Origin of the sequence: Mesorhizobium sp. B2-2-4 (assembly GCF_006442375.1) — a bacterium.
Taxonomy (GTDB): Bacteria; Pseudomonadota; Alphaproteobacteria; order Rhizobiales; family Rhizobiaceae; genus Mesorhizobium.
Genome location: NZ_VFWB01000011.1, coordinates 32,080 through 58,476 on the forward strand (window position 1 = coordinate 32,080; position 26,397 = coordinate 58,476).

27 protein-coding genes are annotated in these 26,397 nt (G+C 62.6%); 22 read left to right on the forward strand and 5 right to left on the reverse strand.

The window, feature by feature from the left end; translation table 11 throughout:
- The first annotated feature begins 247 nt into the window (after positions 1 to 247).
- Positions 248 to 1,663 (forward strand): DEAD/DEAH box helicase, encoded by a 1,416-nt coding sequence (locus tag FJ959_RS25065; protein ID WP_140515439.1) that lies wholly within the window; start codon positions 248 to 250, stop codon positions 1,661 to 1,663.
- Positions 1,664 to 1,771: 108 nt separating this feature from the next.
- Here the strand turns inward: FJ959_RS25065 and FJ959_RS25070 are convergent, their stop codons facing one another.
- A complete protein-coding gene (locus FJ959_RS25070; RefSeq protein ID WP_140632710.1) occupies positions 1,772 to 2,746 on the reverse strand; it encodes an alpha/beta fold hydrolase in 975 nt (324 codons plus the stop codon).
- A 93-nt stretch (positions 2,747 to 2,839) separates the two neighbouring features.
- Positions 2,840 to 3,661: an SDR family oxidoreductase gene (locus tag FJ959_RS25075; RefSeq protein WP_140501312.1), complete on the reverse strand. Its 822-nt coding sequence runs from the start codon at positions 3,659 to 3,661 to the stop codon at positions 2,840 to 2,842.
- 230 nt (positions 3,662 to 3,891) lie between these two features.
- Between FJ959_RS25075 and FJ959_RS25080 the strand changes: the two genes are divergently transcribed.
- From FJ959_RS25080 to FJ959_RS25105, 6 genes are all read left to right on the forward strand, one after another.
- A complete protein-coding gene (locus FJ959_RS25080) occupies positions 3,892 to 4,926 on the forward strand; it encodes a cysteine synthase A (protein WP_140515437.1) in 1,035 nt (344 codons plus the stop codon).
- On the forward strand, positions 4,926 to 5,669 hold the full coding sequence (locus tag FJ959_RS25085; protein ID WP_140632713.1) for an alanyl-tRNA editing protein: 744 nt from the start codon (positions 4,926 to 4,928) through the stop codon (positions 5,667 to 5,669). The genes FJ959_RS25080 and FJ959_RS25085 overlap by 1 nt, the downstream gene beginning before the upstream one ends.
- 81 nt (positions 5,670 to 5,750) lie before the next feature.
- Positions 5,751 to 6,602 carry a 3-mercaptopyruvate sulfurtransferase gene (sseA, locus tag FJ959_RS25090; RefSeq protein ID WP_140515435.1) on the forward strand — a complete coding sequence of 284 codons (852 nt, stop codon included), beginning with the start codon at positions 5,751 to 5,753 and terminating at the stop codon, positions 6,600 to 6,602.
- A 2-nt stretch (positions 6,603 to 6,604) separates the two neighbouring features.
- A complete protein-coding gene (locus FJ959_RS25095; protein WP_140501320.1) occupies positions 6,605 to 7,168 on the forward strand; it encodes a GNAT family N-acetyltransferase in 564 nt (187 codons plus the stop codon).
- 96 nt (positions 7,169 to 7,264) lie between these two features.
- Positions 7,265 to 7,822, forward strand: coding sequence for an OmpA family protein (locus FJ959_RS25100; RefSeq protein ID WP_140501321.1), 558 nt, complete (start codon positions 7,265 to 7,267; stop codon positions 7,820 to 7,822).
- 143 nt (positions 7,823 to 7,965) lie between these two features.
- Entirely contained in the window at positions 7,966 to 8,433 is a 468-nt protein-coding gene (locus FJ959_RS25105; protein WP_140515433.1) for a DUF1203 domain-containing protein, read from the forward strand.
- A 377-nt stretch (positions 8,434 to 8,810) separates the two neighbouring features.
- Here the strand turns inward: FJ959_RS25105 and ald are convergent, their stop codons facing one another.
- On the reverse strand, positions 8,811 to 9,926 hold the full coding sequence (gene ald, locus FJ959_RS25110) for an alanine dehydrogenase (protein WP_140501325.1): 1,116 nt from the start codon (positions 9,924 to 9,926) through the stop codon (positions 8,811 to 8,813).
- Between the two features lie 158 nt (positions 9,927 to 10,084).
- On the opposite strand from ald, the gene FJ959_RS25115 reads away from it, so the two are divergent.
- Complete coding sequence (locus FJ959_RS25115; RefSeq protein ID WP_140557269.1) at positions 10,085 to 10,558, forward strand: Lrp/AsnC family transcriptional regulator; 474 nt, start codon at positions 10,085 to 10,087, stop codon at positions 10,556 to 10,558.
- Positions 10,559 to 10,588: 30 nt separating this feature from the next.
- Here the strand turns inward: FJ959_RS25115 and FJ959_RS25120 are convergent, their stop codons facing one another.
- Positions 10,589 to 11,248 carry a 5-formyltetrahydrofolate cyclo-ligase gene (locus FJ959_RS25120; protein ID WP_140557267.1) on the reverse strand — a complete coding sequence of 220 codons (660 nt, stop codon included), beginning with the start codon at positions 11,246 to 11,248 and terminating at the stop codon, positions 10,589 to 10,591.
- A 164-nt stretch (positions 11,249 to 11,412) separates the two neighbouring features.
- Here FJ959_RS25120 and FJ959_RS25125 point away from each other — a divergent pair, with 164 nt between their 5' ends.
- The 7 genes from FJ959_RS25125 to FJ959_RS25150 all read left to right on the forward strand — a co-directional run bounded on the left by FJ959_RS25125 (position 11,413) and on the right by FJ959_RS25150 (position 17,872).
- Complete coding sequence (locus tag FJ959_RS25125; protein WP_140525508.1) at positions 11,413 to 12,678, forward strand: NAD(P)/FAD-dependent oxidoreductase; 1,266 nt, start codon at positions 11,413 to 11,415, stop codon at positions 12,676 to 12,678.
- 151 nt (positions 12,679 to 12,829) lie between these two features.
- Positions 12,830 to 14,809, forward strand: a complete 1,980-nt coding sequence (locus tag FJ959_RS25130; protein WP_140632716.1) for a bifunctional 2',3'-cyclic-nucleotide 2'-phosphodiesterase/3'-nucleotidase — start codon at positions 12,830 to 12,832, stop codon at positions 14,807 to 14,809.
- 200 nt (positions 14,810 to 15,009) lie between these two features.
- Complete coding sequence (locus tag FJ959_RS32545) at positions 15,010 to 15,144, forward strand: hypothetical protein (RefSeq protein WP_263483007.1); 135 nt, start codon at positions 15,010 to 15,012, stop codon at positions 15,142 to 15,144.
- Between the two features lie 117 nt (positions 15,145 to 15,261).
- The gene (locus tag FJ959_RS25135) at positions 15,262 to 15,552 is read left to right on the forward strand and encodes a Dabb family protein (protein ID WP_140501335.1); all 291 of its coding nucleotides are present in this window, start codon (positions 15,262 to 15,264) and stop codon (positions 15,550 to 15,552) included.
- 48 nt (positions 15,553 to 15,600) lie between these two features.
- On the forward strand, positions 15,601 to 16,491 hold the full coding sequence (locus tag FJ959_RS25140) for a VOC family protein (RefSeq protein WP_140557263.1): 891 nt from the start codon (positions 15,601 to 15,603) through the stop codon (positions 16,489 to 16,491).
- Positions 16,488 to 17,333: a 3-deoxy-8-phosphooctulonate synthase gene (gene kdsA, locus FJ959_RS25145; protein WP_140501337.1), complete on the forward strand. Its 846-nt coding sequence runs from the start codon at positions 16,488 to 16,490 to the stop codon at positions 17,331 to 17,333. The genes FJ959_RS25140 and kdsA overlap by 4 nt, the downstream gene beginning before the upstream one ends.
- A gap of 173 nt (positions 17,334 to 17,506) precedes the next feature.
- The gene (locus tag FJ959_RS25150; protein WP_140501340.1) at positions 17,507 to 17,872 is read left to right on the forward strand and encodes a PRC-barrel domain-containing protein; all 366 of its coding nucleotides are present in this window, start codon (positions 17,507 to 17,509) and stop codon (positions 17,870 to 17,872) included.
- 68 nt (positions 17,873 to 17,940) lie between these two features.
- On the opposite strand, the gene FJ959_RS32550 is transcribed toward FJ959_RS25150, so the two are convergent.
- A complete protein-coding gene (locus FJ959_RS32550; RefSeq protein ID WP_263483006.1) occupies positions 17,941 to 18,063 on the reverse strand; it encodes a hypothetical protein in 123 nt (40 codons plus the stop codon).
- Between the two features lie 199 nt (positions 18,064 to 18,262).
- Between FJ959_RS32550 and eno the strand changes: the two genes are divergently transcribed.
- The 7 genes from eno to lpdA all read left to right on the forward strand — a co-directional run bounded on the left by eno (position 18,263) and on the right by lpdA (position 26,310).
- Entirely contained in the window at positions 18,263 to 19,537 is a 1,275-nt protein-coding gene (gene eno, locus FJ959_RS25155; protein ID WP_140501342.1) for a phosphopyruvate hydratase, read from the forward strand.
- Positions 19,538 to 19,694: 157 nt separating this feature from the next.
- On the forward strand, positions 19,695 to 20,018 hold the full coding sequence (locus tag FJ959_RS25160) for a septum formation initiator family protein (RefSeq protein WP_140501344.1): 324 nt from the start codon (positions 19,695 to 19,697) through the stop codon (positions 20,016 to 20,018).
- Between the two features lie 214 nt (positions 20,019 to 20,232).
- Entirely contained in the window at positions 20,233 to 21,270 is a 1,038-nt protein-coding gene (gene pdhA / locus FJ959_RS25165) for a pyruvate dehydrogenase (acetyl-transferring) E1 component subunit alpha (protein WP_140501346.1), read from the forward strand.
- 15 nt (positions 21,271 to 21,285) lie between these two features.
- Positions 21,286 to 22,677, forward strand: a complete 1,392-nt coding sequence (locus FJ959_RS25170) for a pyruvate dehydrogenase complex E1 component subunit beta (protein ID WP_140515428.1) — start codon at positions 21,286 to 21,288, stop codon at positions 22,675 to 22,677.
- Positions 22,678 to 22,695: 18 nt separating this feature from the next.
- The gene (locus FJ959_RS25175) at positions 22,696 to 24,090 is read left to right on the forward strand and encodes a pyruvate dehydrogenase complex dihydrolipoamide acetyltransferase (RefSeq protein ID WP_140632719.1); all 1,395 of its coding nucleotides are present in this window, start codon (positions 22,696 to 22,698) and stop codon (positions 24,088 to 24,090) included.
- A 123-nt stretch (positions 24,091 to 24,213) separates the two neighbouring features.
- Positions 24,214 to 24,849 (forward strand): SGNH/GDSL hydrolase family protein, encoded by a 636-nt coding sequence (locus FJ959_RS25180; protein ID WP_140515426.1) that lies wholly within the window; start codon positions 24,214 to 24,216, stop codon positions 24,847 to 24,849.
- Positions 24,850 to 24,864: 15 nt separating this feature from the next.
- Complete coding sequence (lpdA, locus tag FJ959_RS25185) at positions 24,865 to 26,310, forward strand: dihydrolipoyl dehydrogenase (protein WP_140625155.1); 1,446 nt, start codon at positions 24,865 to 24,867, stop codon at positions 26,308 to 26,310.
- Positions 26,311 to 26,397: the final 87 nt, after the last annotated feature.

Consider the following 26,397-nt stretch of genomic DNA (forward strand, 5'->3'; position numbering starts at 1 on the left):
GACCGATCCGGCCTTCTCCTCGAATGAGACTGGTTGCGTCTGTTTTCCCTCTTTCCTGCTGATCGGCCCCGATTGGTTAGCAAGGTGGCGAAAAAGCCCCGTGGCATGATGCCTGCGGGCACGACAGCGCAGCCGCGCGGACGAACACGTCCGCCGCCTTGTCGTTCCATGACAATTGATTCGACGGCAGGTTGCGCCCTGCCGCCATTGATGTTTGCGGCCAGAGGCCGCGTGAAAGAAGAATATTTTGACCAACGAAAACACTTTGCCCGGCAACGACACTGGAGAACTCTCCGGTTTCGCAGCACTGGGAATCACGGGTGCGCTGCTCAAGGCCACCCATGCCGCCGGCTTCACCGATCCGAAGCCGATCCAGGCTCAGGCGATCCCGCCGCAGATGGAAGGCCGTGACATTTTCGGCATCGCCCAGACCGGCTCCGGCAAAACTGCGGCCTTCGCGCTGCCGATCCTGTCGAAGATCATTGCGCTCGGCACCAAGCGCCGGCCGAAGACGGCACGCGCGCTGATCCTGGCGCCGACTCGTGAGCTCGCCGTGCAGATCGAGGACACCATCAAGATCCTCGCCAAGGGCGCGCATGTCTCGACCGCGCTCGTGCTGGGCGGCGTCTCGCGCTTCAGCCAGGTGAAGAAGGTTGCGCCTGGTGTCGACATCCTGATCGCCACGCCTGGCCGGTTGACCGATCTGGTGCGCGAAGGCGACCTCATGCTTGCCGACACCAAATGGCTGGTGCTCGACGAGGGCGACCGCATGCTCGACATGGGCTTCATTAATGACGTCAAGCGCATCGCCAAGGCGACCGCGCCGGACCGTCAGACGGTGCTGTTCTCCGCGACTATGCCCAATGAAATCGCCGAACTGGCGAAAGGCCTGCTGAAGAACCCAATCCGTGTCGAAGTCGCGCCGCAAAGCACGGCGGCGGCCGAGATCGCGCAGAGCGTCGTCCTTGCCCGCACCAAGCAGAAGCGCCAAGTGCTGTCGACGATGCTCGCCGACGAGACGATGAAGTCCGTCATCATCTTTTCGCGCACCAAGCACGGCGCCGACCGGGTAACCAAGGACCTCGAGCGCGACGGCTTCAAGGCCGCTGTCATCCACGGCAACAAGTCGCAGAATGCGCGGCAGAAGGCACTGAACGATTTCCGCGAGGGTTCGGTGCGCATTCTGGTGGCCACCGACATCGCCGCGCGCGGCATCGACGTGCCCGGCATCAGTCATGTCGTGAATTTCGACCTGCCTGATGAGGCGGAGAGCTATGTCCACCGCATCGGCCGCACCGGCCGCAACGGCCGGGACGGCATTGCGATTACGCTCTGCGATCCGTCCGAGAACAGCAAGCTGCGCCAGGTCGAACGCATCATCCGCGCCAAGCTGCCTGTTGTCGCCGACCATCTCGGCAGCCCCGATCCGCAGCGCAACCCGGCTGAGAAGAACGAGCGCTTCGAGCCTGCCAATGACCGAAACGACCGCAATGGCCGTCGCGACGGCAGGCGGCCGGGCGGCCAGAACAACGGCTCCGGCAAGAAGCGCTTCGGTGACAAGCCGGCCTTCGCTGGCGACCGCAAACCGGAAGGCGCCAAGCCCTTCAAGGGCAACAATAAACGCCGCTTCGGCGGCAAGCGGCCCGCGGCGCGGGCCGCGTAGGCAGGCCGCTTCGTATTGGCCGGGCATTTGCGTGCCCGGCTGGTCACCAGTGAGATAAAGGGTGACCGCGGTGAGGCTGCGGTCGCCCTTTCCGTATGGAAGCTCGGGCTACTTCGCGACCGCCTCGATCCAGACGGCAATTCTTTGTGCAAGGAAGGTCGTGGTCGATGGCGACAGGGCGTCGCCGGCGATGACGTGGTTGTCGGGATCGCCGGTATCGTCGACCGGAACCAGCTCGTGCGGCGCGCCCCAACGCCCGGCGATTTCACGCGTGCGGTCAGGCCGCACCACGCTGTCCGAATCCGAAAAGATGAAGAGGGCAGGGACCACCGCTTTCTCCACCGGCGCGCCATAGGCAAGTTCCGTCAGCGCCTGCATCGGCAGCGTCGCGGCAAGGGGATAGCTGGTGGTCCAGAATTTCTCGTGCAGTGCGTTGCGCGGCATGAAGCTGCGCTCCTTGCCGGCGACGAGTTCGGCGATTTGTTTGCCCCATCGCATGGTCAGGATCCCGGCGCCGGACGCCTTGACGCCGAAATTCGGCGAGATGAACGCGATCGCCGCCACGCCGTCCGAAGCACCCGGTTGTGTTGCCGCCCAGGCCGCCAGCGAGCCGCCGGTCGAGGTGGAGATGACGATCACCTTGTCGCCGATGGCCCGGCCGATCGCGAGCGCCTCCTCATAGTCGTTGATCCAGGCATTGAGGCTGCCTTGCGTCATGGCCGCGCCATCCTGCCCGTGGCCGGTGAGGCGGGTGAAGAACAGATTGGCGTCGAGTTGGTCGGCAACCTCGTCGGGCAGCGGGCGGAGCTCGCCCTTCGACGCCGAAAAGCCGTGGATATAGACGATGGACAGCCGTGTCCTGGCATGCACCATCGGATTGGCCCAGATGATCTCTTTCTCCAGCCCGTCACGGATGCCGGATATCGCCGCTTCCGTCCTGGCCACATAGGCCTGCGGATCGTCGCCGATTGCGGATGGATCGTAGCGGATTGTGGTGTCGACGGGAACCCGCGGGCCGAGCACGAAGGCCAGTGCGAGGATGGCGACTAACCCCAGCACAGCAAGCACGATTCGTCGCCCCATCGCAGACTCCAAACGCAACAACAACAAACCTACGGCGGTGGCGGGGAACAGGCAACGACCGGCCCGGCGATGAAGCCGCCGATCCGCTGGCTTCTATTCGCTCGGCGGCTTGCGGTCGTAATTCAGCGGCCGTGCCTTCCAGCTCGTCATGAGGCTGATCACGCCTCGGTACACCGGTCTCGGCAACAGGCTGAGCAGCTTCAGGGGCCAGCTCGTCCGGCGCGGGAATGTGACCTCGAAGCCGCCGGATTTGATACCCCGCACCATGCGCCGCGTCGCTCGGCTGACCGGCATCAGCCCCGGCATGGGCAGCATGTTCTTCTCGGTCAGCGGTGTGTCTATGAAGCCCGGATTCATGACCTGGACGCGCACGTTCATCTTGTCGAAATCGTATTTCAGCGATTCGGCCAGGATGTTGATCGCCGCTTTGGTGCCGCCATAAGCGGCCGTCGTCGGCCAGCCGAAATAAGCGGTGACCGAGCCGACCAGCACGATATGGCCGCGCGCCCGCACCCGCATGCGTTCGACGACCGGCACCAGCCCGTTGATGATGCCGAAATAGTTGACCTCGAAAGACCGGCGAAAATCGCTGACGACGAGAGCCTCGCCAGGCGTGGAAATGTAATTGCCCGCGTTTAAGACGGCGAGCACGATGGGGCCAAGCTCGTTTTCGATCGCAGCGACGGTTCTCGCCATGCGCGGCTCGTCGGTCACATCGCAGGGAAAAGCCTTGACCTTGCCTGGCATCTGCGCGGTCTCGACAATGAGCGTGTCGATCGGATCGCCATCGGGTGCGGTTACGGCCACCGCATAGCCCTGGGACGCAAGATCCCTGGCCAGCGAACGGCCGATGCCGCTGCTGCCTCCCGTGACCCAGGCGACGCCATGCTTCGGGTCGGCCCGATAAAGTGTCATGCTGCGCCCCCGTCGAATTGTTCTTGGCTTTTGCTCTAACCGCGAAGAAATCGAATGAAAAGAGCGGTTTTCGATGCCGGTCCCAAATGAACCGCGCGGATACGCCCGGCACCAGGGAGAGGCCGGCGCAAATGCAGTGCAGAAAATGCGACTGGACCAGGCAAATTCTTGCCTTGAAACCGAAGCTTCGGGTTTCTAGGGTTTCGCCGCAGCTACACAAGGACTCCCGAATGCCCCGCTCCGTGATCGACGCTATCGGCAACACGCCATTGATCCGCCTCAACAGGGCTTCGGAAGAAACCGGCTGCGAGATCCTGGGCAAGGCCGAATTCATGAATCCCGGACAGTCGGTCAAGGACCGCGCCGGCCTGTTCATCATCCGCGATGCCGAAGAGCGTGGGCTGCTCAGGCCGGGCGGCGTCATTGTCGAGGGCACGGCCGGCAATACGGGCATCGGGCTGACGCTGGTCGCCAAGGCGCTCGGCTACCGCACCGTCATCGTCATTCCCGAAACGCAGAGCCAGGAGAAGAAGGACACGATCAAGCTGCTCGGCGCCGAGCTGATCGAGGTTCCGGCCGTGCCGTACAAGAACCCCAACAATTACGTGAAATTGTCGGGGCGGCTGGCTGAGCAAATGGCGCGTTCGGAGCCGAACGGCGCTATCTGGGCCAACCAGTTCGACAATGTCGCCAACCGCGACGGGCACATCCGCACCACGGCGCAGGAGATCTGGAGCCAGACCGGCGGCAAGGTCGACGGCTTCGTCTCGGCGGTCGGCTCGGGCGGAACGCTGGCCGGCGTCGCTTTCGGACTGAAGGCGAAAAACAGGGACGTCAAGATTGCTCTCGCAGATCCGCTGGGCGCCGCGCTCTACAGTTTCTACACCAGCGGTGAGCTGAAGTCGGAAGGCAGTTCGATCACCGAAGGCATCGGGCAGGGGCGCATCACAGCCAACCTCGATGGGTTCACGCCCGACTTTTCGTTCCAGATTCGTGATGAGGATGCGTTGCCGATCGTCTTCGACCTGGTCCAGGAGGAAGGCCTTTGCGTCGGCGGTTCGACCGGCATCAACATAGCGGGCGCGATCCGACTGGCGCGTGAACTCGGCCCCGGCCATACCATCGTGACCATTCTTTGCGACTACGGCACACGCTACCAATCGAAACTGTTCAATCCCGAATTCCTGCGCGAAAAGAAGCTGCCGGTGCCCGGCTGGATGGAAGAGAAATCAGATATTTCCGTGCCGTTTGAAAAGGTCGTGTGATGGCGCACAAGACCGAAGCGCTGTTTCGCGACGACGCCTATCTCAGGACGGCCGATGCCGTGGTGGTCGCCGTCAACGAGCGCGGCGGCATCGTTCTGGACCGCACCATCTTCTATGCCACCTCGGGCGGGCAGCCGGGCGATAGCGGCCATTTCCAGCGCGCCGATGGCAGCCGCATCGTCCTGGCCGCCACCATCACCGGGGAAACAAAGGACGAGATCATCCACGTGCCGGCGCCGGAACAAGCCGCGCCTGCGGTCGGCGAGCGCCTGAAGCTCGCAATCGACTGGGAGCGACGTCATCTCTTGATGCGCATGCATGCCGCTTGCCATTTGCTCACCGTCGTCTGCCCGTTTCCGATCACCGGCGCGGCGGTTTCGGAAGACGACAGCCGTGTCGATTTCGACATTCCCGACGCCAGCTTCAGCAAGGAAGACGTGACGGCTGGCCTGATGGGCCTGGTGCGGGCCGATCATCCGATCTTTACCAGGCTGATCAGCGACGAGGAACTGGCCGCCAATCCGGGTCTGGTGAAGTCCAAGAATGTCCGTCCGCCGCTAGGTACCGGCAAAATCCGGCTGGTCTGCATCGGCGAGAATGCTTCGGTGGACAGTCAGCCCTGTGGTGGCACCCATGTCAAAAGCACCGGCGAGATCGGCGAAATCCATATCGGCAAGATTGAGAAGAAGGGGCGTGAAAACCGGCGCTTCCGCATCCGGTTTGGACCGATGCCCCAAACATGATCTCGAAAGCTACGATGTTTTCGGACAAGATCATGCGGCAAGGCAAGACAACGTCTGGTCAATGGCGGCAGGAGAACCACAATGGCTGAAGACAGTCCTTTCACCGTCGACGCGGACTGGTTGCAGGAGCGTTTGGGCCAGCCTGGCCTGACGATTGTCGATGCATCCTGGTATCTTCCGGCGCAAAACCGCGACGCGCGCGCCGAGTACGACGCTGGGCACATTCCGGGCGCCCGCTTCCTGGATCAGGACGCGGTCTCCGATCCGGACGCCGCGCTGCCGCATACGCTGCCGTCGCCGCAGCATTTCGCGCAGTATGTCGGCGCGATGGGCGTTTCGGCAGATGACACGATCATCGTCTATGACGGCCCGGGCTTTTTCTCGGCACCTCGGGCTTGGTGGATGTTCCGGGTGATGGGCGTCTTCCAGACCTATATCCTTGACGGCGGTTTCGATGGCTGGAAAGCGGCAGGTCGGCCGGTGACGGCCGAACCGACCAAAATCGCGCCAAGCGTGTTCCACGCCGATTTCGACGCCGGCCGGGTCGCCAGCCTTGCCGAGATGCGCCGCATCGTCGAAACCCGGGAAAGCCAGATTGCCGATGCACGCGGGGCAGGACGCTTCACCGGCGCGGAGCCGGAGCCGCGTGCGGGCGTCCGTTCCGGCCATATGCCGGGCGCGCGCAACTTGCCTTATTCGGCGCTGTCGGAAAACGGCGTGCTTCTGCCGAAGGAGCGGTTGCGCAAGGTGGTCGAGGACGCCGGCCTCGATCTGTCGAAGCCTATCGTCACTTCCTGCGGCTCCGGCGTTACGGCGGCGGTGATCACGCTTGCGTTGGAAACGCTTGGCCATACCGACAACAGGCTTTACGACGGCTCATGGACCGAATGGGGCGGTCTCTCCGACACACCAGTCGTGACAGGCAAGGAATGACGATGGAAAACGGCGAGCTGAAGGACATCGAAGTCACGGTGACGTTCCTCGAGATGCATGCGCCACCGGCCGTGTCGCCGCCCATGCCCTACAACCGCCAGGTCGCACTCCTGAAAACTAAGGACATTCCGCTGCATTTCTACCGGTACCTGATGGATCGGGTGGGGCGTAAATGGCACTGGGTCAATGTGCTGAGGCTGGATGACGACGAGCTTTCGGCCGGCATCCACCGCGAGGATCGCGACATCAGGGTGCTCTATCTCGATGGCGCACCCGCCGGTTTTTTCGACCTCAAGCCGCATCTGCCGGAAGAAGTCGAGCTCGCCTATTTCGGCATGATGGAACACGCCACCGGGCAAGGCATCGGCCGCTGGTTCCTGGGATCGGCGATCGCCGCGGCTTGGTCGTATGGACCGAAGCGGGTGACGGTGCAGACCTGCACGCTCGACCATCCTGCTGCCTTGCCGCTCTACCAGAAGCTCGGCTTCGCGCCGGTGGCGCAGAAGAAGGAGACCGTTCACCCTCTGCCCTTCGCCGAGCGCTCGGCCAGCGTCATGCGGCCATAGCGACGCCCTCACAAAAGCTGAACCTCTCGTTCATCCGCGCTTCAGCCTGTCTCTGCCATCTTGCCCGCACATAATACGGGCCGAAGGAGAAAAGACATGCTGACCCGCCGTACCCTTGCCGCCGCGCTGATCGCGGCAATCGCAATGCCCGGTCTCGCCGCCGCGCAGGCGACAACGCCTTCGGCCGCAACCATCGAACGAAAGCTCGAGGCGGCACCCCGCGTGAAGCTGCGCCCGAACGAGCGCGTCACCATCCGTGAGTTCAAGCGCCGGCCGGACCTGCGCCGCATGGCCCGGTCGATCGATATCCAGTCGATCAATTTCGCTTTCGGCTCGGCCGCGATCTCCAGCTCGCAATACGACAAGATCGACACTATCGCCGATGCGTTGCAGCGTATCCTGCGCCGCAACCCCGGGGCGCGCGTCCTCATCGAGGGCCATACCGACGCCGTCGGCTCCTTCCAATCGAACCGGATCCTGTCGGAACAGCGCGCCGCCTCGCTGAAGCGCACGCTGGTGCGCGAGTTCGGCGTGCCGGCCTATGCTTTGGAGACGGTCGGTTATGGCGAGGAATTCCTGCTGGTGCAGACGCAGAACGAAAACTGGCGGAACCGGCGGGTCACCCTCCGTCGCTTTGACGACTTCATTCGCTGAGGGAGTTCCGACAATCCGGTGAAGTTCGCCTTGCCTTGGTCGGCTGGAACAAGCCGACCAAGGGCCAATGATTGTCAGGAATCGGGTGGGAGGCGGGGGCTGATGCGCATAATTTCCGATCAATGACATCGGAGATTTTCGCCATGACCATCCAGTTCAAAGCCTTGCCGACACAAGATGTACGAGCGCTTCAGCGCGGCGGGCCCGATGCCTATGGAAACACGCCCGAGCGTAAGGTCTCCGACGGCGACGGCATGCCATGCCGGCATTGCCTGAAGAACATCGCCGGCGGAGACGACTATCTCATCCTGGCCTACCGGCCATTCCCCAAACTTCAGCCCTATGCCGAGACCGGACCGATCTTCCTTCACGCGCAGGAATGCGAGCGCGCCGCGGAATCTCAGGCACTTCCCGAAATTCTCGAAAGCCCGGACTATATCGTGCGCGGCTACGGCAGGGATGACCGCATCGTCTATGGCAGCGGTGGCGTCATTGCGACCGATGCGATCGCCGCGCGCGCCGAGGCTCTCTTGGAACGCGACGAGATTGCCTACGTGCATGTCCGCTCGGCGCGCAACAATTGCTTCCAGTGCCGGATCGAACGTGTCTGACGGGCGCATGTGGCGGTGCGATAGCGGAGCGCTGTCGTACTCCTGTCATACCATTGCGGTACACGGGTAGCCGTCGATCGATTTGTCGACCGCGGATGAACCGGCGGCAAATCTCGACATCGAGGAAGCGGGGCCTTGGCTCCGCTTTTTTGTTTGCCTGAACCTTCCACAGAAATTTTCTGCGCAAAGAAGCATATGGGCTTCGACTATTTGCCTGGAGGGCTCAGTTAAACTTGCAATTGGCGCCGAGACGCAGGTTGCGGCACCATGTTTTAAGTCCGAGCCGGGTGCAGGCCTGACAGCCGCCAATCCGGAAAGAAAAAACCCGCCGGGAATGACCGGCGGGCTGACGGGAGGCAGGTATCCTCTCAGGAGAATCAGGCCGCGAGAACCGCCTTCGGCTCGACCAGTTCGTAGCCGAGCGCTTCGGCGACCGCACGGTTGGTGATCTTGCCTCTGTGGACGTTGAGTCCATTGCGCAGATGATGGTCGTCGACCAGCGCCTTTAGCCCCTTATCGGCGAGCTGAAGGCCATAGTGCAGCGTCGCGTTGTTGAGTGCATGTGCTGAGGTGACCGGCACGGCGCCCGGCATGTTGGCGACGCAGTAGTGGATGACGCCGTCGACCTCGTAGGTCGGCTCGGCATGCGTGGTCGCGTGCGAGGTCTCGAAGCAGCCGCCCTGGTCGATGGCAACGTCGACCAGCACCGACCCCTTCTTCATGCCCGAAAGCATTTCGCGCGAGACCAGCTTCGGCGCCGCAGCACCCGGGATCAGCACGGCGCCGACAACGATGTCGGCGGAAAAGCACTCTTCTTCCAGAGCCTCCACGGTCGAGTAGCGGGTATGGACGCGGCCGGCAAAGAGGTCATCGAGCTGGCGCAGGCGCGGGATCGAGCGGTCGATGATGGTGACGTCGGCGCCCAGGCCAGCCGCCATCCTGGCTGCGTGCAGGCCGACGACGCCGCCGCCGAGCACGGTGACCTTGCCGGGCAGCACGCCGGGCACGCCGCCGAGCAGCACGCCGCGGCCGCCATTGGCCTTCTGCAGCGCCGTGGCGCCGGCCTGGATCGACAGGCGGCCGGCGACTTCCGACATCGGCGCCAGCAACGGCAGGCCGCCCCGGTCATCGGTCACCGTTTCATAGGCGATGGCGGTAACGCCCGAAGCGAGCAGGCCCTTGGTCTGTTCCGGATCCGGAGCGAGATGAAGATAGGTGTAGAGGATCTGGCCATCGCGCAGTTGGGCCCATTCGTTAGGCTGCGGCTCCTTGACCTTGACGATCATATCCGACTTGGCGAACACGTCGGCCGCCGTCTTGGCGATGGTGGCGCCGGCGGCGCGATAGGCGTTGTCGTCGGCGCCAATGCCAGCCCCGGCGCCGGTCTCGACCAGCACCTCATGTCCGTGGGCGACATATTCGCGGACCGAGCCGGGCGTAAGTCCGACGCGATATTCATGGTTCTTGATTTCCCGGGGGCAGCCGACGCGCATTTTCTTTTCTCCTGACACGGCCCTTCGGGGCTCGTTCGCTGTATTGACGTAGTCAACCACGAATCGTTGCGTAAGTGTTTGCGAATGCACTTGCAGGAGGGCTCGCTATTCGATAATTGTTGCGTAAAATGCATAGAAATTCGCAGGAATCACGAAGAATGCCGCTCGACAGGATTGATATCGCCATTCTGGAGACATTGCAGAAGGATGGCCGGATGCCGAACGCCGCCCTTGCCGAAAGGGTCGGCCTGTCCCAGTCGGCCTGTTCGCGCCGGCTCGACAATCTGGAGAAATCCGGAACCATCCGCGGCTATCATGCCCGGCTTTCCAATGCAGCACTTGGTCACCAGATGACGGCGATCGTGCACATATCGCTGTCGGGCCAGTTCGAGAAGACGCTGTCGGATTTCGAGGCTGCGATCAAGCGCTGCCCGAACGTGCTGTCCTGCCACCTGATGTCGGGCGAGTACGACTACATCCTCAGGATCGCGGCCAAGGACCTTGCCGACTACGAACGCATCCACAAGGAGTGGCTGTCGGCGATGCCGCATGTGACGAAGATCAATTCGTCTTTTGCCCTGCGCGAAATCATCGACCGGACGGCGATGGGCCTGAAGCCCGAAATGGCCTGAGCATTCTCAGCCTTCCACGCCTTCAGCCGTCTACGCCTTGGCAGCATCCGTCACGATCCGGTCCATCGGGATATCGTGCGGCTGCGGGTAGATGGTGGCGATTCGCTGCAATTCGTAGCCGACGCCGATGACCAGCGGCTTGAACGGCATCGCCGCCAGCGTTCGGTCGTAGAACCCGCCGCCATAGCCCAGGCGATAATTGCCGGAATCGATGCCGACGATCGGTGAGATGACGATGTCGGGCAAGACCGGTTCGCCCTCGGCCGGAATCGGAATGTTCCACACGCCCTTCTCCAGCCGGTCGCCCGGAACATAGGCCCGGAAGATCAGCGGCTGTGCCTTTTCGATGACGACGGGCAGCGCGGTGCGCCCGCCTCGTTCATTGATGGCGGCCATCCATGGCCGCAGGTCCGGCTCGCCGCGAAACGGCCAATAGAGGCTGACCATGCGGCCGGCGATATCGCCGATCGCCGCGTCGAGGGCTCCGGCGATGCTCTGCGACATCGCCGTTCGCGCATCGGCGGAAACCGCGAGACGCGCCGCGATCAGGCGTTCCCGTTCGGCCTTGCGCCATCGTCTGACGTCGGTCCAATCGGATATCGGCGCGTGAAACGCGGGATCGAGTTCGTGCATGAAGCATGGCGGCGAGGAATATTGCGCCGGACCCTGGTCGTCGTGATCGTTGGCCATGCTCACCTCATCGCTGTTTTCCATAACGCTATACCCGGCGGGGGGATGCGACATGTGCATTCACGACATGGAACGACGAGTCTCGGGCACGGCCTTCGTGTTGTTGCATTGCACAAAAGCTCCTACATCAAAGGCATGCGATATTGCTGGTCAGGGTGAATGCGATGGATCAAGCCAATCACCATGTCGTCGTCGTAGGGGCGGGGTTCGGCGGCCTCGAATTCACCCGCGCTCTCGCCGGTGCGCCCGTGCGCATCACCATGATCGACAAACGCAATCACCATCTTTTCCAGCCGCTGCTCTACCAGGTCGCAACGACAGCGCTGGCGACCTCGGAGGTCGCCTGGCCGATCCGCCACCTGCTGCGCAAGCGCAAGGACGTGACGACGCTGCTCGCCAATGTCACCGGCATCGACCGAGCCGGAAAACGCGTGCTGCTCGATGACGGCAGCACCGTCGCCTACGACACGCTGGTGCTCGCCACCGGCGCCCGACACGCCTATTTCGGCCACGACGAATGGGAGCCGTTCGCGCCAGGGCTGAAGACGCTGGAGGACGCCACCACCATTCGACGGCGCATTCTGCTCGCCTTCGAGCAGGCCGAGCGGGAAACCGATCCTGCCAGGCGCCAGGCGCTGCTGACGATTGCGATCGTCGGCGGTGGTCCGACCGGTGTCGAACTTGCCGGCACCATTGCCGAACTGGCGCACGACACACTGCGCGGCGAATTCCGCAACATCGACACGCGCGAGACGCGTGTGGTGCTGATCGAGGCTGGCGACCGCATACTGGCCAATTTTGCGCCGAAACTGTCCGATTATGCCGGAAAGGCGTTGAAGCGGCTCGGCGTGACGATCGAACTCGGCCGGGCGGTCACGCGCTGCGACGCCGAGGGCGTCGTCTTCGGCGACACGCATCTGCCGGCGAGGACCATATTGTGGGCGGCGGGCGTTGCCGCTTCGCCGGCAGCCGAATGGCTGGGCGCCGCCGCCGACCGGGCGGGAAGGGTGCTGGTTGAACCCGATCTCACCGTGCCGGGCAGCCCCGAGATTTTCGTCATCGGCGACGCCGCTCTCGTGCTGCGGCCCGATGGACGGCCCGTTCCCGGCGTGGCGCCTTCCGCCAAGCAGGAGGGCCGCCATGTTGCCGCGACCATCAAGGCCAGGCTTGCCGGCGATACGAGCGTACGGCCGTTCCACTACAAGCATGCCGGGGACCTGGCCACGATCGGCAAGCGCGCCGCGGCGATCGATTTCGGCTGGATCAGGCTGACCGGCTGGCCGGCCTGGTGGCTGTGGGGACTGGCGCACATCTATTTCCTGATCGGCTTCCGCAACCGGCTCGCGGTGTCGCTGAGCTGGCTATGGATCTACGTCACGGGCCAACGCAGCGCCCGCCTGATCACGCAGGGCGACGACGACAAGGGCTGATCTTCCGCGCTTGCGACCGTTCATCCGCGCGTCATCTGTTGTTGATCGACTGACAGCTCCGACGCGCGCAACTTCTTGAATGGACTCGAATAGGTTTCAGCGCGAAGTTCGCTTCGGGCAGGGTCTTTCGTGTCGTCGAAAAGGAGAAAACATGTCGCAGCCGCTCCATTCCGTCTCCCGCCGCGGTCTCCTCGCGGGCGCCGCCGCCACGGGCGCGCTAATTGCGCTTCACCCTTTCTCCGCCCGCGCCCAGACCAACCAGGCGCATCTCCGGATCATGGAGACCACCGACATCCATGTGAATGTGCTGCCCTATGACTATTACGCCGACAAAGCGAATGACACGATGGGACTGTCGCGCACGGCCTCCCTGATCGACGCGGTGCGCAAGCAAGCCGTTAATTCGATGCTGATCGACAATGGCGACCTGCTGCAGGGCAATCCGATGGGCGACTACATCGCCTATGAAAAGGGCATGAAGGACGGTGACCTGCATCCGATCATGAAAGGCATGAACCTGCTCGGCTACGAGTGCTCGACGTTGGGCAACCACGAATTCAACTACGGCCTGTCCTTCATGGACAAGGTTCTGGCCGGCGCCAATTTCCCCTTCGTCTGCGCCAACCTGATCCGCGGCACCGAGCTTGCCGCGAACCCGCGCGACGACAAGCTCTACCTCAAGCCCTACGTCATCCTCGACAAGAAGATCAGCGACGGTTCAGGCACCGAGCAACCGATCAGGATTGGCATCATCGGCTTCGTGCCGCCGCAGATCATGGTCTGGGATCTCAAGAACCTCGAAGGTAATGTCAGAACGCGCGACATTGTCGAGGCCGCCAAGGCCTGGGTGCCGCAGATGAAGGAAGAGGGCGCCGACATTATCATCGCGCTCTCGCATTCTGGCATCGACGTCAAGCAGGGCGATATGATGGAGAACGCATCGTTCTTTGTCGCCGGCGTCGAAGGCATCGACGCGGTGTTCACGGGTCACCAGCATCTGGTGTTCCCTGGCAAGAAGGATTTTCAGGCGCTCGAAGGCGTCGATGCGCAAAAGGGTACGCTGCAGGGCAAGCCGGCCGTCATGGGCGGCTTCTGGGGCTCGCATATGGGCCTGATCGACCTGATGCTGGAGCGCGACGGCTCGAAATGGAAGATCGTGTCCGCCACCTCGGAAGCGCGGCCGATCTTCGAACGTGTCGACAACAAGAACAAGCCGACTGTCGCGGACGACAACCGCATCATCGCCGCGCTCGAGCAGGACCACCAGGCAACGCTCGCCTATGTGCGTCGTCCCGTCGGCAAGACCGCAGCGCCGCTCTATTCCTATTTCGCGCTGGTCGCCGACGATCCGTCGGTTCAGGTCGTCAGCCAGGCGCAGACCTGGTACCTTCAGGACATCCTGAAAAACACACAATGGAAGGACGTGCCGCTGCTGTCGGCGGCAGCCCCCTTCAAGGCCGGCGGGCGCAACGGCGCCGACTACTACACCGATGTGCCGGCAGGCGACATCGCCATCAAGAACGTCGCCGACCTCTACCTTTATCCCAACACCGTGCGGGCCGTTGAGATCACCGGAGCGCAGGTCAAGGAATGGCTGGAAATGTCGGCCGGCATCTTCAACCGGATCGAACCTGGCAAGGCCGACCAGGCGCTCATCAACACCGACTTTCCGTCCTACAATTTCGATGTTATCGACGGCGTCACCTACAGAATAGATCTGTCGCAGCCGCCGAAATACGATGCCAAGGGCGGGCTGGCGAATGCTAGTGCCAATCGCATCGTCGGCCTGATGTTCGACGGCAAACCGATTGATCCCAATCAGAAATTTGTCGTTGCAACGAACAACTACCGGGCCGGCGGCGGCGGCAATTTTCCTGACATCGACGCTTCCAAAATTATCTACGAAGCGCCAGACACCAACCGCGACGTCATCGTCCGCTACATCGTCAAGCAGGGCACCATCAACCCGTCGGCGGACGGCAACTGGTCGTTCGCGCCGCTGCCCGGAACCAGCGTCGTGTTCGAGACAGGGCCCAAGGCGAAGGACCTCATCGCCGAAGTGAAGTCATTGAAGATCGAGCCGGCGGGCGCCGGCGAGGCAGGATTTGCGAAATACCGCATCCTTCTCTGACCGCCATTCGCAATTGGGACGCGGGCCATTTCTGGATCATGTCCGGCCAGTCGCCGGCGACGAGATCGAAGGCGCGCCGGCATAGATTTGGCAGTTCCAGGTGCCGAGAGCTCACATACCGGACGAGGGTCGACACGGATCCCATCTTTGCCTGGCGGAAACGTCTATGAGCACAGCCGGGCTTATGCGATAGATTAGCCATGCGTTATGTCATCGTCATCGCCGCCGTTGCGTTCTTCCTGATCTGGGACGGTCTCTACAACCAGGGCCGGTACCTCGATATGACGGTGAGGAATGTCTCTCACGTGGTGCGTTACGTCACCGGCAAGGTCTAGTCCCGTTCAGGTCTCATGCATCCCGGGCGCGTCGCAAGGACGCGCGGCACCCTGAACGGTTGACCTGACGGTTTCGTCGTCACAAAAGACCCCGGATTTTTGATCGAGGAGGCGGGGTTGATCCGGCATATCGTTTTCTTCAGCGCGCGGCGTGGCGAGGATGTGGAGGCAGTGCGCTCTGGGCTGCTGGCGCTCGGCGGCATTCCCCATTCCAGCCTGTTCGAGGTGACGCTGAACACCAAGGTCGATCCGCTGTCGGATGAGATCGACGTGGTCGTCTACGCCGAGTTTACCGATGCCGCCGCATTGGCCGCCTACAAGGCGCATCCGCTCTATGCGCAGACCACCAGCAGGGTCAAGCCATTGCGCGAACTGCGTTATTCCGCCGATGTGGTGGCCGGAAGCTGATTCGGGCGCCCTTGAACCCTTTTGCGCAATGATGCACACCGCGCTGGCATGATCCAAACACCACCCACAGGCACTCATCCGCTCGATCACCTCGTGCTGCCGACCTCGAGCCTCGATGTGGCGCGGGCGCGGCTGACGGCCCTCGGCTTCATCGTCGCGCCGACAGGCATCCATCCATTCGGCACGGAAAATTGCTGCGTCTTCCTCGCGGACGGCACCTATCTGGAACCGCTGGCTGTAGGCGATGATCAGGCCGCGATGAAGGCCGCCGGCCAGGGCAATGTCTTCGTCGCGCGCGACCGGCTCTATCGTGACCGCAATGGCAATGAAGGTTTTTCCGCCGTGGTCCTGACCACGGACGACGCCGATGCGGACCATGCACGCTTTGTCGATGCGAGCCTGTCGGGCGGGGACATGCTGGGCTTTTCGCGGGCGTTCACCGACGCTGCCGGCAAAAGCGACATGGCGTCATTCAAACTGGCCTTCGCGTCGACCGGGGGTTCAACCGATGCGTTCCTGTTCGCCTGCCAGCGCGTCAACGCGCCGGAAGTGGACCGCACGGCGCTGCAGGCTCATGCCAACGGTGCCACGGGAATTGTCGAGATCGTGGCGATCAGCGACGAGCCCGCCGAGCAGCGCCGGCTGATTTCCGTGGCAGTAAACGATCCGACGGCTGACGCGCGCGCCTCCATTTTTCGTCTACCTAACGCTATCTTGACTGTACTCGACCCGGCCTCTTTCACGGCACGCTTTGGCGTGCCCGCCGGTAAGCCGACGCAACTCCGCTTCGCGGCAGTCGTCTTTTCGGTTCGGCGTGCCGCCGTCGCGGCAGGTCTGCTTGCAGCCAATTCCATCAGATACGATATGTCGGGCAGTGATATCGTCGTGCAGCCGACATCCGGGCAGGGCGCGGCCTTCATCTTTCGGGAGATACAATGAGCAACGCCTTGGCGCCCAATTCATCGGTAACCGTCGGCAATGTCGTCTTCGACAACGCAGCGCCGCTGTCGCTGATCGCCGGCCCTTGCCAGTTCGAATCACGCCAGCATGCCTTCGACATGGCCGGCGCGCTGAAGGAATTGACAGGCAGGTTGGGCATCGGCCTCGTCTATAAGACCAGCTACGACAAAGCCAACCGCACCTCCCTGTCGGCAACGCGCGGTGCCGGCATGGAGGCGGCGCTCCCGGTCTTCGACGAGTTGCGCAAGGAATTCTCCTTGCCGGTACTGACCGACGTCCACACCGAGGAACAGTGCGCCATCGTTGCGCCGCATGTCGACGTGCTGCAGATCCCGGCCTTCCTGTCGCGCCAGACCGACATGCTGGTTGCCGCCGCAAGGACGGGCAAGGTGATCAACGTCAAGAAGGGACAGTTCCTCGCGCCCTGGGACATGAAGAACGTGGTGGCCAAGGTCACTGGCTCCGGCAACGCCAATGTCTTGACCACCGAGCGCGGCGCCTCGTTCGGCTACAACACGCTCGTCTCCGACATGCGGGCCCTGCCCATTATGGCCGACATCGGCGCGCCTGTGATTTTCGACGCCACCCATTCGGTCCAGCAGCCGGGCGGGCAGGGCGGTTCGTCCGGCGGCGAACGCCGCTTTGTCGAGACCTTGGCCCGCGCGGCTGTCGCCGTCGGCGTTGCCGGCGTCTTCATCGAGACCCACCAGGATCCGGATAATTCGACCTCGTCCGACGGACCGAACATGGTGCCGCTGAAGGACATGCCGGCACTTCTGGAAAGGTTGATGGCGTTCGATCGGGTAGCGAAGGCCCGCTGACCCCGGCGCAGCTGAAGGTCGTCGCCGCGGAGGGCATATATCGGCCTGCCACGTCAGTAAGAAGTCACCTTTATACAGGTGGAAAAAGTCGAACAGACCGGCGGAAAAGTCGGGAACCTTCGATCTCGCCCCTCATTGTGAAAGTCCAGAGCAACGACAATGAGGAGCACATCATGACAACCCAGGCAGGACACACAGAGGCTATCGCTGCTTCGCGGGTCATCGGCACATCCGTCTATAACACCGAAGGCACGAAGATCGGCAGCATCGAGGACGTCATGCTCGACAAGCTGTCCAACGGCATCATGTTCGCTGTGATCGGTTTTGGCGGCTTTCTCGGCATGGGTGAAAAATATCACGCCATCCCGTGGGCGAGTTTGGATTACGATGAGGATAGGGGCGGCTATGTCGTGCCATTCTCGAAGGACCAGCTGAAAGCCGCTCCCGCCTATTCGATCAACGAGCTGACGGGCGCCGATGGCGAGGCCGCACGTGACGCCTCCTACAATTACTACAAGGTCGAGCCTTACTGGCATTGACCGGCCAGCCTGACGTGAAAAGGCCCCCGCAAACCAGCGGGGGCCTTTTACATGATCGCCTGCCGTGCTTACTCCGCGCTGCGGAGGGTCGACAGTTGCACCGCGCCCTGTGGAGGCTGCTGGTTGTCGCAGGACGTCAGGAACGCCGCCGCGATCAGGAACAAACTCACGATACCGCTTAACTCGGACATGGCGAAACTCCTCCTGTTTCGCCCCGCGCAGCCGCCATCATAGACCGGCGGCCATCCTATGGCGCATGACTTATGATGACAGGAATTTGCGCTTCGTGAATCGCGCCGGCGGCAATAATTGGCGGTGGCCCGATTGCCTTTTGCGCCGCTTTGGCTAAGACGGGCGCGACGTTTCGTCAGATCAATCGGGGACATCGCAATGACCGCCATCATCGACATTGTCGGGCGTGAAATCCTGGACAGCCGTGGAAATCCGACCGTCGAGGTCGATGTCGTGCTCGAAGACGGTTCGATGGGCCGCGCGGCCGTGCCGTCTGGAGCTTCCACCGGCGCGCATGAAGCCGTCGAACTGCGCGACGGCGGCGCCCGCTATCTCGGCAAGGGCGTGCTGCGGGCCGTCGAGGCGGTCAACGGCGAACTGTTCGAGGCAATCGGCGGCATGGAAGCCGAAAACCAGATCCACATCGACCAGACCATGATCGAACTCGACGGCACGCCCAACAAGAGCCGGCTCGGCGCCAACGCTATTCTCGGCGTGTCGCTGGCGGTGGCCAAGGCCGCGGCCGAAGCCGCCGGCCTGCCGCTCTATCGTTACGTCGGCGGCACCAAGGCGCATCTGCTGCCGGTACCGATGATGAACATCATCAATGGCGGCGCCCATGCCGACAACCCGATCGATTTCCAGGAATTCATGATCCTGCCGGTCGGTGCGCCAACGCTGCGCGAAGGCGTGCGCTGGGGTTCTGAGGTCTTCCACACGCTGAGGAAGAAGCTGAAGGACGCCGGCCACAACACCAATGTCGGCGACGAAGGCGGCTTTGCCCCGAACCTGAAGAGCGCGCCGGTGGCGCTCGATTTCATCATGGAGTCGATCGAGCAGGCCGGCTTCAAGCCGGGCGAGGAGATTGCGCTCGGCCTCGATTGCGCTGCGACGGAATTCTTCAAGGACGGCAACTACGTCTATGAAGGCGAGAAGAAGACACGCGATCCGAAGGCGCAGGCGAAATACCTGGCCAAGCTCGCCGCCGATTATCCGATCATTTCGATCGAGGACGGCCTTGCCGAGGATGACTGGGAAGGCTGGAAATATCTGACCGACCTGATCGGCAAGAAGACGCAGCTCGTCGGCGATGATCTCTTCGTCACCAATACGGCGCGCCTGCGCGATGGCATCCGCATGGGGGTCGCCAATTCGATCCTGGTCAAGGTCAACCAGATCGGATCGCTGACCGAGACGCTCGATGCCGTCGAGACCGCGCACAAGGCCGGCTACACCGCCGTCATGTCGCATCGCTCGGGCGAGACCGAGGATTCGACCATCGCCGACCTCGCCGTCGCCACCAATTGCGGGCAGATCAAGACCGGATCGCTGTCGCGTTCCGACCGCATGGCCAAATACAACCAGCTCATCCGCATCGAGGAAGAACTCGGCAAGCAGGCGCGCTACGCCGGCAAGTCGATGTTGAAGGGCTGAGCCGGAGCATCGGACACAGGGATGGCGGTGAGGGGCGGGAATTCCCGCCCTTTTTCGTTGGAGCGCCTGTGGACGTGTCATCCGTAACCGTCCGTTAAGCACAATGGAGCGAAAAAGACCGTGGTCGCCCGAGTTCGCGACTGCGAGGGAACGGACGATGTGGACGCGTCAGCACAAACAGAGAAACACCGGCCGGCTGATTATCCCCTCGCTCTGCGCGGTGTTCCTGGCCTATTTCGGCTTTCATGCCTATCACGGCGAGTTCGGCATCAATTCGAAATACCAGCTGGAGGCCGAGACTGTTGCCCTGCAGGCCCAGCTCGATGCGATCAAGGCGCGCAGGATGGAGCTGGAACGGCGCGTCAAGCTGATGCACGACGGCACGCTGGAGAAGGACATGCTCGACGAGCAGGCGCGTAAGGCGCTGAATTTGTCCCAGGCCGACGAAATCACCATCATGTTGCCGGTCTCGGCAAAGTAACCAATATCAGGTTAATCACCAATATTTTCAATGATTCTAATTGCTTAGTCGCATGCCAGCTATGCAATTTCGACATGGCGGAACACGTTCTCACGTGTTAGCCTCCCCAAAATCAGTGGGGAGAGCTGATCTTCCCTGAGCAGATTTCATCTCGCTCGAGCAGATTTCATCTTGCTCGAAATGTCCGCGAAGAGACGCCAACAGGGAGTGATGCATGGCAACCGCAGCCAGGAAAGCGCCTGCCAAATCGAAATCCGACGGCAAATCGGGCCTTTCCGCGCCCAAACCAGTGGAATTCACCAAGGACGAGGAGCTTGCCGCCTACCGGCACATGCTGCTTATTCGCCGTTTCGAGGAAAAGGCCGGCCAGCTTTACGGGATGGGCTTCATCGGCGGCTTCTGCCATCTCTACATCGGCCAGGAAGCGGTCGTCACCGGTATGAAGATGGCGCTGATCGACGGTGACCAGATGATCACGGCCTACCGCGACCACGGTCATATGTTGGCGATGGAACTGTCGCCGCGTGGCGTCATGGCCGAACTGACCGGCCGCCGAGGCGGCCTGTCGAAGGGCAAGGGCGGCTCCATGCACATGTTCTCCAAGGAGAAGCATTTCTACGGTGGCCACGGCATCGTCGGCGCCCAGGTGTCGCTCGGCACGGGCCTGGCCTTTGCCAACCGCTATCGCAGCAACAACAATGTCACGCTGACCTATTTCGGCGACGGGGCCGCCAACCAGGGCCAGGTCTACGAAAGCTTCAACATGGCCTCGCTTTGGAAGCTGCCGGTGATCTACATCATCGAGAACAACCGCTATGCCATGGGCACCTCGGTATCGCGCTCCTCGGCGGAGACCGACTTCTCGAATCGCGGCGCCTCGTTCAAGATTCCCGGCATCCAGGTCGACGGCATGGACGTGCGTGCTGTCAAGGCCGCCGGCGATCTCGCTACCGAATGGTGCCGTGCCGGCAATGGGCCGCTGATCCTCGAAATGCAGACTTACCGCTATCGGGGCCATTCGATGTCCGACCCGGCGAAATACCGCTCCAAGGAAGAAGTGCAGAAGATGCGCTCCGAGCATGACCCGATCGAGCAGGTCAAAGCGCGGCTGATCCAGAAGAAGTGGGCAAGCGAGGACGAATTGAAGACCATCGACAAGGAGGTTCGCGACGTCGTCGCCGATGCCGCCGAGTTTGCCCAGCACGACGCCGAGCCGGATCCGTCCGAGCTCTGGACCGACATCGTATTGTAACGGGAGGGCAAGGACATGCCGATCGAAATTCTCATGCCCGCCCTTTCGCCGACCATGGAAGAGGGCAATCTTTCCAAGTGGTTGAAGAACGAGGGCGACAAGGTCGTCGCCGGCGACGTCATCGCCGAGATCGAAACCGACAAGGCGACGATGGAAGTCGAAGCTGTCGATGAGGGCACGCTTGCCAAGATCGTGGTTCCCGCAGGCACCGAAGGCGTCAAGGTCAACGCGGTGATCGCCGTGCTGGCTGTCGATGGCGAAGATGTCGACAAGGCCGGCGAAGGCATCGGTGAAGAGCCCGCCAAGACTGAGGCAAAGGCGCCGACACCGGCACCCGCCGCGGCCAAGAGCGAGGCAGCGGCGCCTGTGGCGGCCGCGCCGAAGACGGAAGTCGCCGCCGATCCTGACATACCCGCCGGGACCGAGATGGTCTCGACCACGGTGCGCGAAGCGCTGCGCGATGCCATGGCGGAGGAAATGCGCCGCGACGGCGATGTCTTCGTCATGGGCGAGGAAGTTGCCGAGTACCAGGGCGCCTACAAGATCACCCAAGGCCTGCTGCAGGAGTTCGGACCGCGTCGCGTCGTCGACACGCCGATCACCGAGCACGGCTTTGCCGGCGTCGGGGTCGGTGCGGCGATGGCTGGCCTGAAGCCGATCGTCGAATTCATGACCTTCAACTTCGCCATGCAGGCGATCGACCAGATCGTCAACTCGGCCGCCAAGACGCTCTACATGTCCGGCGGACAGATGGGCGCGCCGATCGTCTTCCGCGGGCCGAATGGTGCTGCGGCTCGCGTCGCCGCCCAGCATTCGCAATGCTATGCCGCCTGGTACAGCCACATACCGGGCCTGAAGGTGGTGATGCCTTATACCGCCGCAGACGCCAAGGGACTGCTCAAGGCGGCGATCCGCGATCCGAACCCGGTCATCTTCCTCGAAAACGAAATCCTCTACGGCCAGTCCTTCGACGTGCCGAAGCTGGACGACTTCGTGTTGCCGATCGGCAAGGCGCGCATCCATAAGTCAGGCAAGGACGTCACCATCGTCTCCTTCGGCATTGGCATGACCTATGCGGTCAAGGCCGAAGCGGAACTGCGCGGCATGGGCATCGACGCAGAGATCATCGATCTCAGGACCATCCGTCCGCTCGACTTCGACACCATCATCGCCTCGGTGAAGAAGACCAACCGGCTGGTCGTGGTGGAAGAAGGTTTCCCGCAGAACTCGGTCGGCGACCATATCGCCAACCAGGTGTCGCAGCGAGCCTTCGATTTCCTCGACGCGCCGGTCATCACCATTGCCGGCAAGGACGTGCCGATGCCCTATGCGGCCAATCTCGAAAAGCTGGCTTTGCCGAATGTCGGCGAAGTCATCGAGGCCGTCAAAGCCGTCTCATATCGCTGAACCGGGCGGGAGGACACAATGCCAATCAACATCACCATGCCGGCCCTCTCGCCCACCATGGAAGAGGGCAATCTGTCGAAGTGGCTCGTGAAGGAGGGCGACAAGGTTTCGCCCGGCGATGTCATTGCCGAGATCGAGACCGACAAGGCGACGATGGAAGTCGAAGCCGTCGATGAGGGCACGGTGGCGAAACTGGTCGTTCCCGCCGGCACCGAAGGCGTCAAGGTCAATGCGCTGATCGCCGTGCTTGCCGCCGAGGGTGAGGACGCAAGTGCCGCCGCGAAAAGCGGTGGCGATGCCGCACCGGCGAAAGCGGAGCCTCCCAAGGCTGAGACATCGAAGACCGAGACTCCCACCTCTCCGTCCGATGGGGGAGGTCGCGCCGCGGGTGAACCCACCGCCGCGCCCCCCACCCCGGCCGGAAGGCCTGCCGACCCTCCCCACAAGGGGGAGGGTGAAGGGCGCACCTTTGCTTCGCCGCTCGCGCGCCGTATTGCCAAAGAGGCGGGCGTCGATGTGTCTGCCGTGACCGGCACCGGCCCGCATGGCCGGGTGGTGAGGGCCGATGTCGATGCCGCCATAGCCGGCGGCGGCGCCAAGGCGGCACCCGCTGCCAAAGCTCCGGCTGGCGCGCCGGCCGCTGCTCCCGCGCCGGTAAAGGCGATGTCGGACGATCAGGTGCTGCGCCTGTTCGAGGAAGGCTCCTATGAACTCGTCCCGCATGACAATATGCGCAAGACCATCGCGCGCCGGCTGGTCGAGGCCAAGACCACCATCCCGCATTTCTACCTGACGCTCGACTGCGAGCTCGATGCGCTGCTTTCGCTGCGCACGCAGCTCAATGCGGCCGCACCGGTAAAGAAGACCGACAAGGGCGAGGCGCCCGCCTACAAGCTCTCGGTCAACGACATGGTGATCAAGGCGATGGCCATGGCGTTGAAGGCGGTGCCGGATGCCAATGCCTCGTGGACCGAAAGCGCCATGGTCAAGCACAGGCATGCCGATGTCGGCGTCGCGGTGTCGATCCCCGGCGGCCTGATCACGCCGATCATTCGCAAGGCGGATGAAAAGACGCTGTCGGTGATCTCCAACGAGATGAAGGACCTGGCCAGCCGCGCGCGCAGCCGCAAGCTGAAGCCGGAGGAATATCAAGGCGGCACCACGGCGGTGTCGAACCTTGGCATGTTCGGCATCAAGGATTTCGCCGCCGTCATCAACCCGCCGCATGCGACGATCCTGGCAGTGGGCGCCGGCGAGGAGCGGGCGGTGGTCAAGAACGGCGAGATCAAAATCGCCACGGTGATGTCGGTGACGCTGTCGACCGACCATCGCGCCGTGGACGGAGCGCTGGGCGCCGAACTGCTGGTCGCCTTCAAGAAGCTGATCGAGAACCCGATGGGCATGCTGGTGTAGGAAGAACAAGGCGGTGCGGAAATTCTTCACCGGCCTCTTCGCCGGCGGCTTGGAGGCGCAGGAATTCGCCGTCGTCACCAACGCCGAGGAAGAATACTCCCTCGCAAGGGCGGGTTGAGCAAGATGAAGACGGTTCTTTGCTACGGCGACTCGCTGACCTGGGGCTACAATGCCGAGGGTGGCCGTCATGCGCTCGAGGATCGCTGGCCAAGCGTGCTGCAGACCGGACTAGGTGACGGCGTGCATGTCATTGCCGAGGGGCTGAATGGCCGCACAACGGCGTTCGACGATCACCTGGCAGGCGCCGACCGCAATGGCGCAAGAACGCTGCCGACGGTGCTGACCACGCATGCGCCGATCGACGTCATCGTCATCATGCTCGGCGCCAACGACATGAAGCCCTGGATCCACGGCAATCCCGTTGCGGCCAAACAAGGCATCCAGCGCCTGATCGACATCGTGCGCGGCCACGACTATCCGTTCGACTGGCCGCCGCCGCAGATCCTCATCGTCTCGCCGCCTCTCGTCAGTCGCACCGAAGATGCCGAGTTCAAGGCGATGTTTGCCGGCGGCGACGATGCGTCCAAAGAGCTTGCGCCGCAATATTCCGCGCTTGCCGATGAGGCTGGCTGCGGCTTCTTCGATGCCGGCACTGTGGCCAAGACCACGCCGCTCGACGGCGTCCATCTCGATGCCGAAAATACGCGAAACATCGGCGAGGCGTTGACGCCGCTCGTGCGCGTCATGCTGGAATTGTGATTGAAGGAGAAAACCGTGGCTGAGAACTACGACGTCATCATCATCGGCTCCGGTCCCGGCGGCTATGTCACGGCAGTGCGTTCCGCGCAGCTCGGTTTCAAGACGGCGATCGTCGAGCGCGAGCATCTCGGCGGCATCTGCTTGAACTGGGGCTGCATTCCGACCAAGGCGTTGCTGCGTTCGGCCGAGATCATGCATTATTCGGATCATCTGAAGGACTATGGACTGAAGCTCGACGGCAAGGTCAGCGTCGACACGTCGGCCGTCGTCGACCGCTCGCGCAAGGTTTCGCTGCGGCTCAATGGCGGCGTCGCCTTCCTGATGAAGAAGAACAAGGTCGACGTCATCTGGGGCGAGGCCAAGCTGACAAAACCGGGCGAGATCGTCGTCTCCAAGACTGCCAAAAAGCCGATGGAGCCGCAGCCGCCTGTGCCGAAAGGCGTCAAGGGCGAGGGCACCTACACCGCCAAGCACATCATACTGGCGACCGGCGCCCGGCCGCGGGCGCTGCCGGGCATCGAGCCGGACGGCAAGCTGATCTGGACCTATTTCGAGGCCATGGTGCCCAAGGAAATGCCGAAGTCGCTGCTGGTGATGGGTTCGGGCGCCATCGGCATCGAATTCGCCTCGTTCTACCGCACCATGGGCGCCGACGTGACCGTCGTCGAACTGCTGCCGGCCGTGATGCCGGTCGAGGACGCCGAGGTGTCGAAATTCGCCCAGAAGCAGTTCGAGAAGCAGGGCATGAAAATCATTCTCGAAGCCAAGGTAACCAAGGTCGAGAAAGGCGCCAACTCGATCACCGCGCATGTCGAGATGAAGGACGGCAAGGTGGAGAAGATCACGGCCGATCGCATGATCTCGGCCGTCGGCGTGCAAGGCAATATCGAGGGCCTCGGCCTGGAGACGCTTGGCGTGAAGACGGAGCGCGGCTGCGTCGTCGTCGACGGCTACGGTAAAACCAATGTGTCCGGCATCTACGCCATCGGCGATGTCGCCGGCCCGCCGATGCTCGCCCACAAGGCCGAGCATGAAGGCGTCGTCTGCGTCGAGAAGATCGCCAATTTCCCCGGCGTGCACGCCACCGACAAGCTGAAGATCCCTGGCTGCACCTATTGCAATCCGCAGGTCGCTTCGGTCGGCCTGACGGAAGCGAAAGCCAAGGCCGAGGGCAAGGATGTCAGGGTCGGCCGCTTCCAGTTCGCCGCCAATGGCAAGGCCATCGCGCTCGGCGAGGACCAGGGCTTCATCAAGACCATCTTCGACAAGAACACCGGCCAACTGCTTGGCGCCCACATGGTGGGCGCCGAAGTGACCGAACTGATCCAGGGTTTTGTCGTTGCGATGAACCTCGAGACGACCGAGGAAGAACTGATGCACACGATCTTCCCGCACCCGACGCTGTCGGAGATGATGAAGGAAAGCGTGCTCGACGCCTATGGCCGTGCGTTGAACGCATGATAGATTGGCCGCACGACACTCAGACGCGAAAGCCGCAGGAGCTCGACGGCAAGTTAGTTCGTTTCCGGATGCGTTTTTTCTCAAGCA

Coding starts and splice junctions, on each gene's coding strand:
- FJ959_RS25070 (WP_140632710.1), bottom strand. CDS start 2,746: ATGGGGCGACGAATCGTGCTTGCTGTGCTGGGGTTAGTCGCCATCCTC.
- FJ959_RS25075 (WP_140501312.1), bottom strand. CDS start 3,661: ATGACACTTTATCGGGCCGACCCGAAGCATGGCGTCGCCTGGGTCACG.
- FJ959_RS25080 (WP_140515437.1), top strand. CDS start 3,892: ATGCCCCGCTCCGTGATCGACGCTATCGGCAACACGCCATTGATCCGC.
- FJ959_RS25085 (WP_140632713.1), top strand. CDS start 4,926: ATGGCGCACAAGACCGAAGCGCTGTTTCGCGACGACGCCTATCTCAGG.
- sseA (WP_140515435.1), top strand. CDS start 5,751: ATGGCTGAAGACAGTCCTTTCACCGTCGACGCGGACTGGTTGCAGGAG.
- FJ959_RS25095 (WP_140501320.1), top strand. CDS start 6,605: ATGGAAAACGGCGAGCTGAAGGACATCGAAGTCACGGTGACGTTCCTC.
- FJ959_RS25100 (WP_140501321.1), top strand. CDS start 7,265: ATGCTGACCCGCCGTACCCTTGCCGCCGCGCTGATCGCGGCAATCGCA.
- FJ959_RS25105 (WP_140515433.1), top strand. CDS start 7,966: ATGACCATCCAGTTCAAAGCCTTGCCGACACAAGATGTACGAGCGCTT.
- ald (WP_140501325.1), bottom strand. CDS start 9,926: ATGCGCGTCGGCTGCCCCCGGGAAATCAAGAACCATGAATATCGCGTC.
- FJ959_RS25115 (WP_140557269.1), top strand. CDS start 10,085: ATGCCGCTCGACAGGATTGATATCGCCATTCTGGAGACATTGCAGAAG.
- FJ959_RS25120 (WP_140557267.1), bottom strand. CDS start 11,248: ATGGCCAACGATCACGACGACCAGGGTCCGGCGCAATATTCCTCGCCG.
- FJ959_RS25125 (WP_140525508.1), top strand. CDS start 11,413: ATGGATCAAGCCAATCACCATGTCGTCGTCGTAGGGGCGGGGTTCGGC.
- FJ959_RS25130 (WP_140632716.1), top strand. CDS start 12,830: ATGTCGCAGCCGCTCCATTCCGTCTCCCGCCGCGGTCTCCTCGCGGGC.
- FJ959_RS32545 (WP_263483007.1), top strand. CDS start 15,010: ATGCGTTATGTCATCGTCATCGCCGCCGTTGCGTTCTTCCTGATCTGG.
- FJ959_RS25140 (WP_140557263.1), top strand. CDS start 15,601: ATGATCCAAACACCACCCACAGGCACTCATCCGCTCGATCACCTCGTG.
- kdsA (WP_140501337.1), top strand. CDS start 16,488: ATGAGCAACGCCTTGGCGCCCAATTCATCGGTAACCGTCGGCAATGTC.
- FJ959_RS25150 (WP_140501340.1), top strand. CDS start 17,507: ATGACAACCCAGGCAGGACACACAGAGGCTATCGCTGCTTCGCGGGTC.
- FJ959_RS32550 (WP_263483006.1), bottom strand. CDS start 18,063: ATGTCCGAGTTAAGCGGTATCGTGAGTTTGTTCCTGATCGCGGCGGCG.
- eno (WP_140501342.1), top strand. CDS start 18,263: ATGACCGCCATCATCGACATTGTCGGGCGTGAAATCCTGGACAGCCGT.
- FJ959_RS25160 (WP_140501344.1), top strand. CDS start 19,695: ATGTGGACGCGTCAGCACAAACAGAGAAACACCGGCCGGCTGATTATC.
- pdhA (WP_140501346.1), top strand. CDS start 20,233: ATGGCAACCGCAGCCAGGAAAGCGCCTGCCAAATCGAAATCCGACGGC.
- FJ959_RS25170 (WP_140515428.1), top strand. CDS start 21,286: ATGCCGATCGAAATTCTCATGCCCGCCCTTTCGCCGACCATGGAAGAG.
- FJ959_RS25175 (WP_140632719.1), top strand. CDS start 22,696: ATGCCAATCAACATCACCATGCCGGCCCTCTCGCCCACCATGGAAGAG.
- FJ959_RS25180 (WP_140515426.1), top strand. CDS start 24,214: ATGAAGACGGTTCTTTGCTACGGCGACTCGCTGACCTGGGGCTACAAT.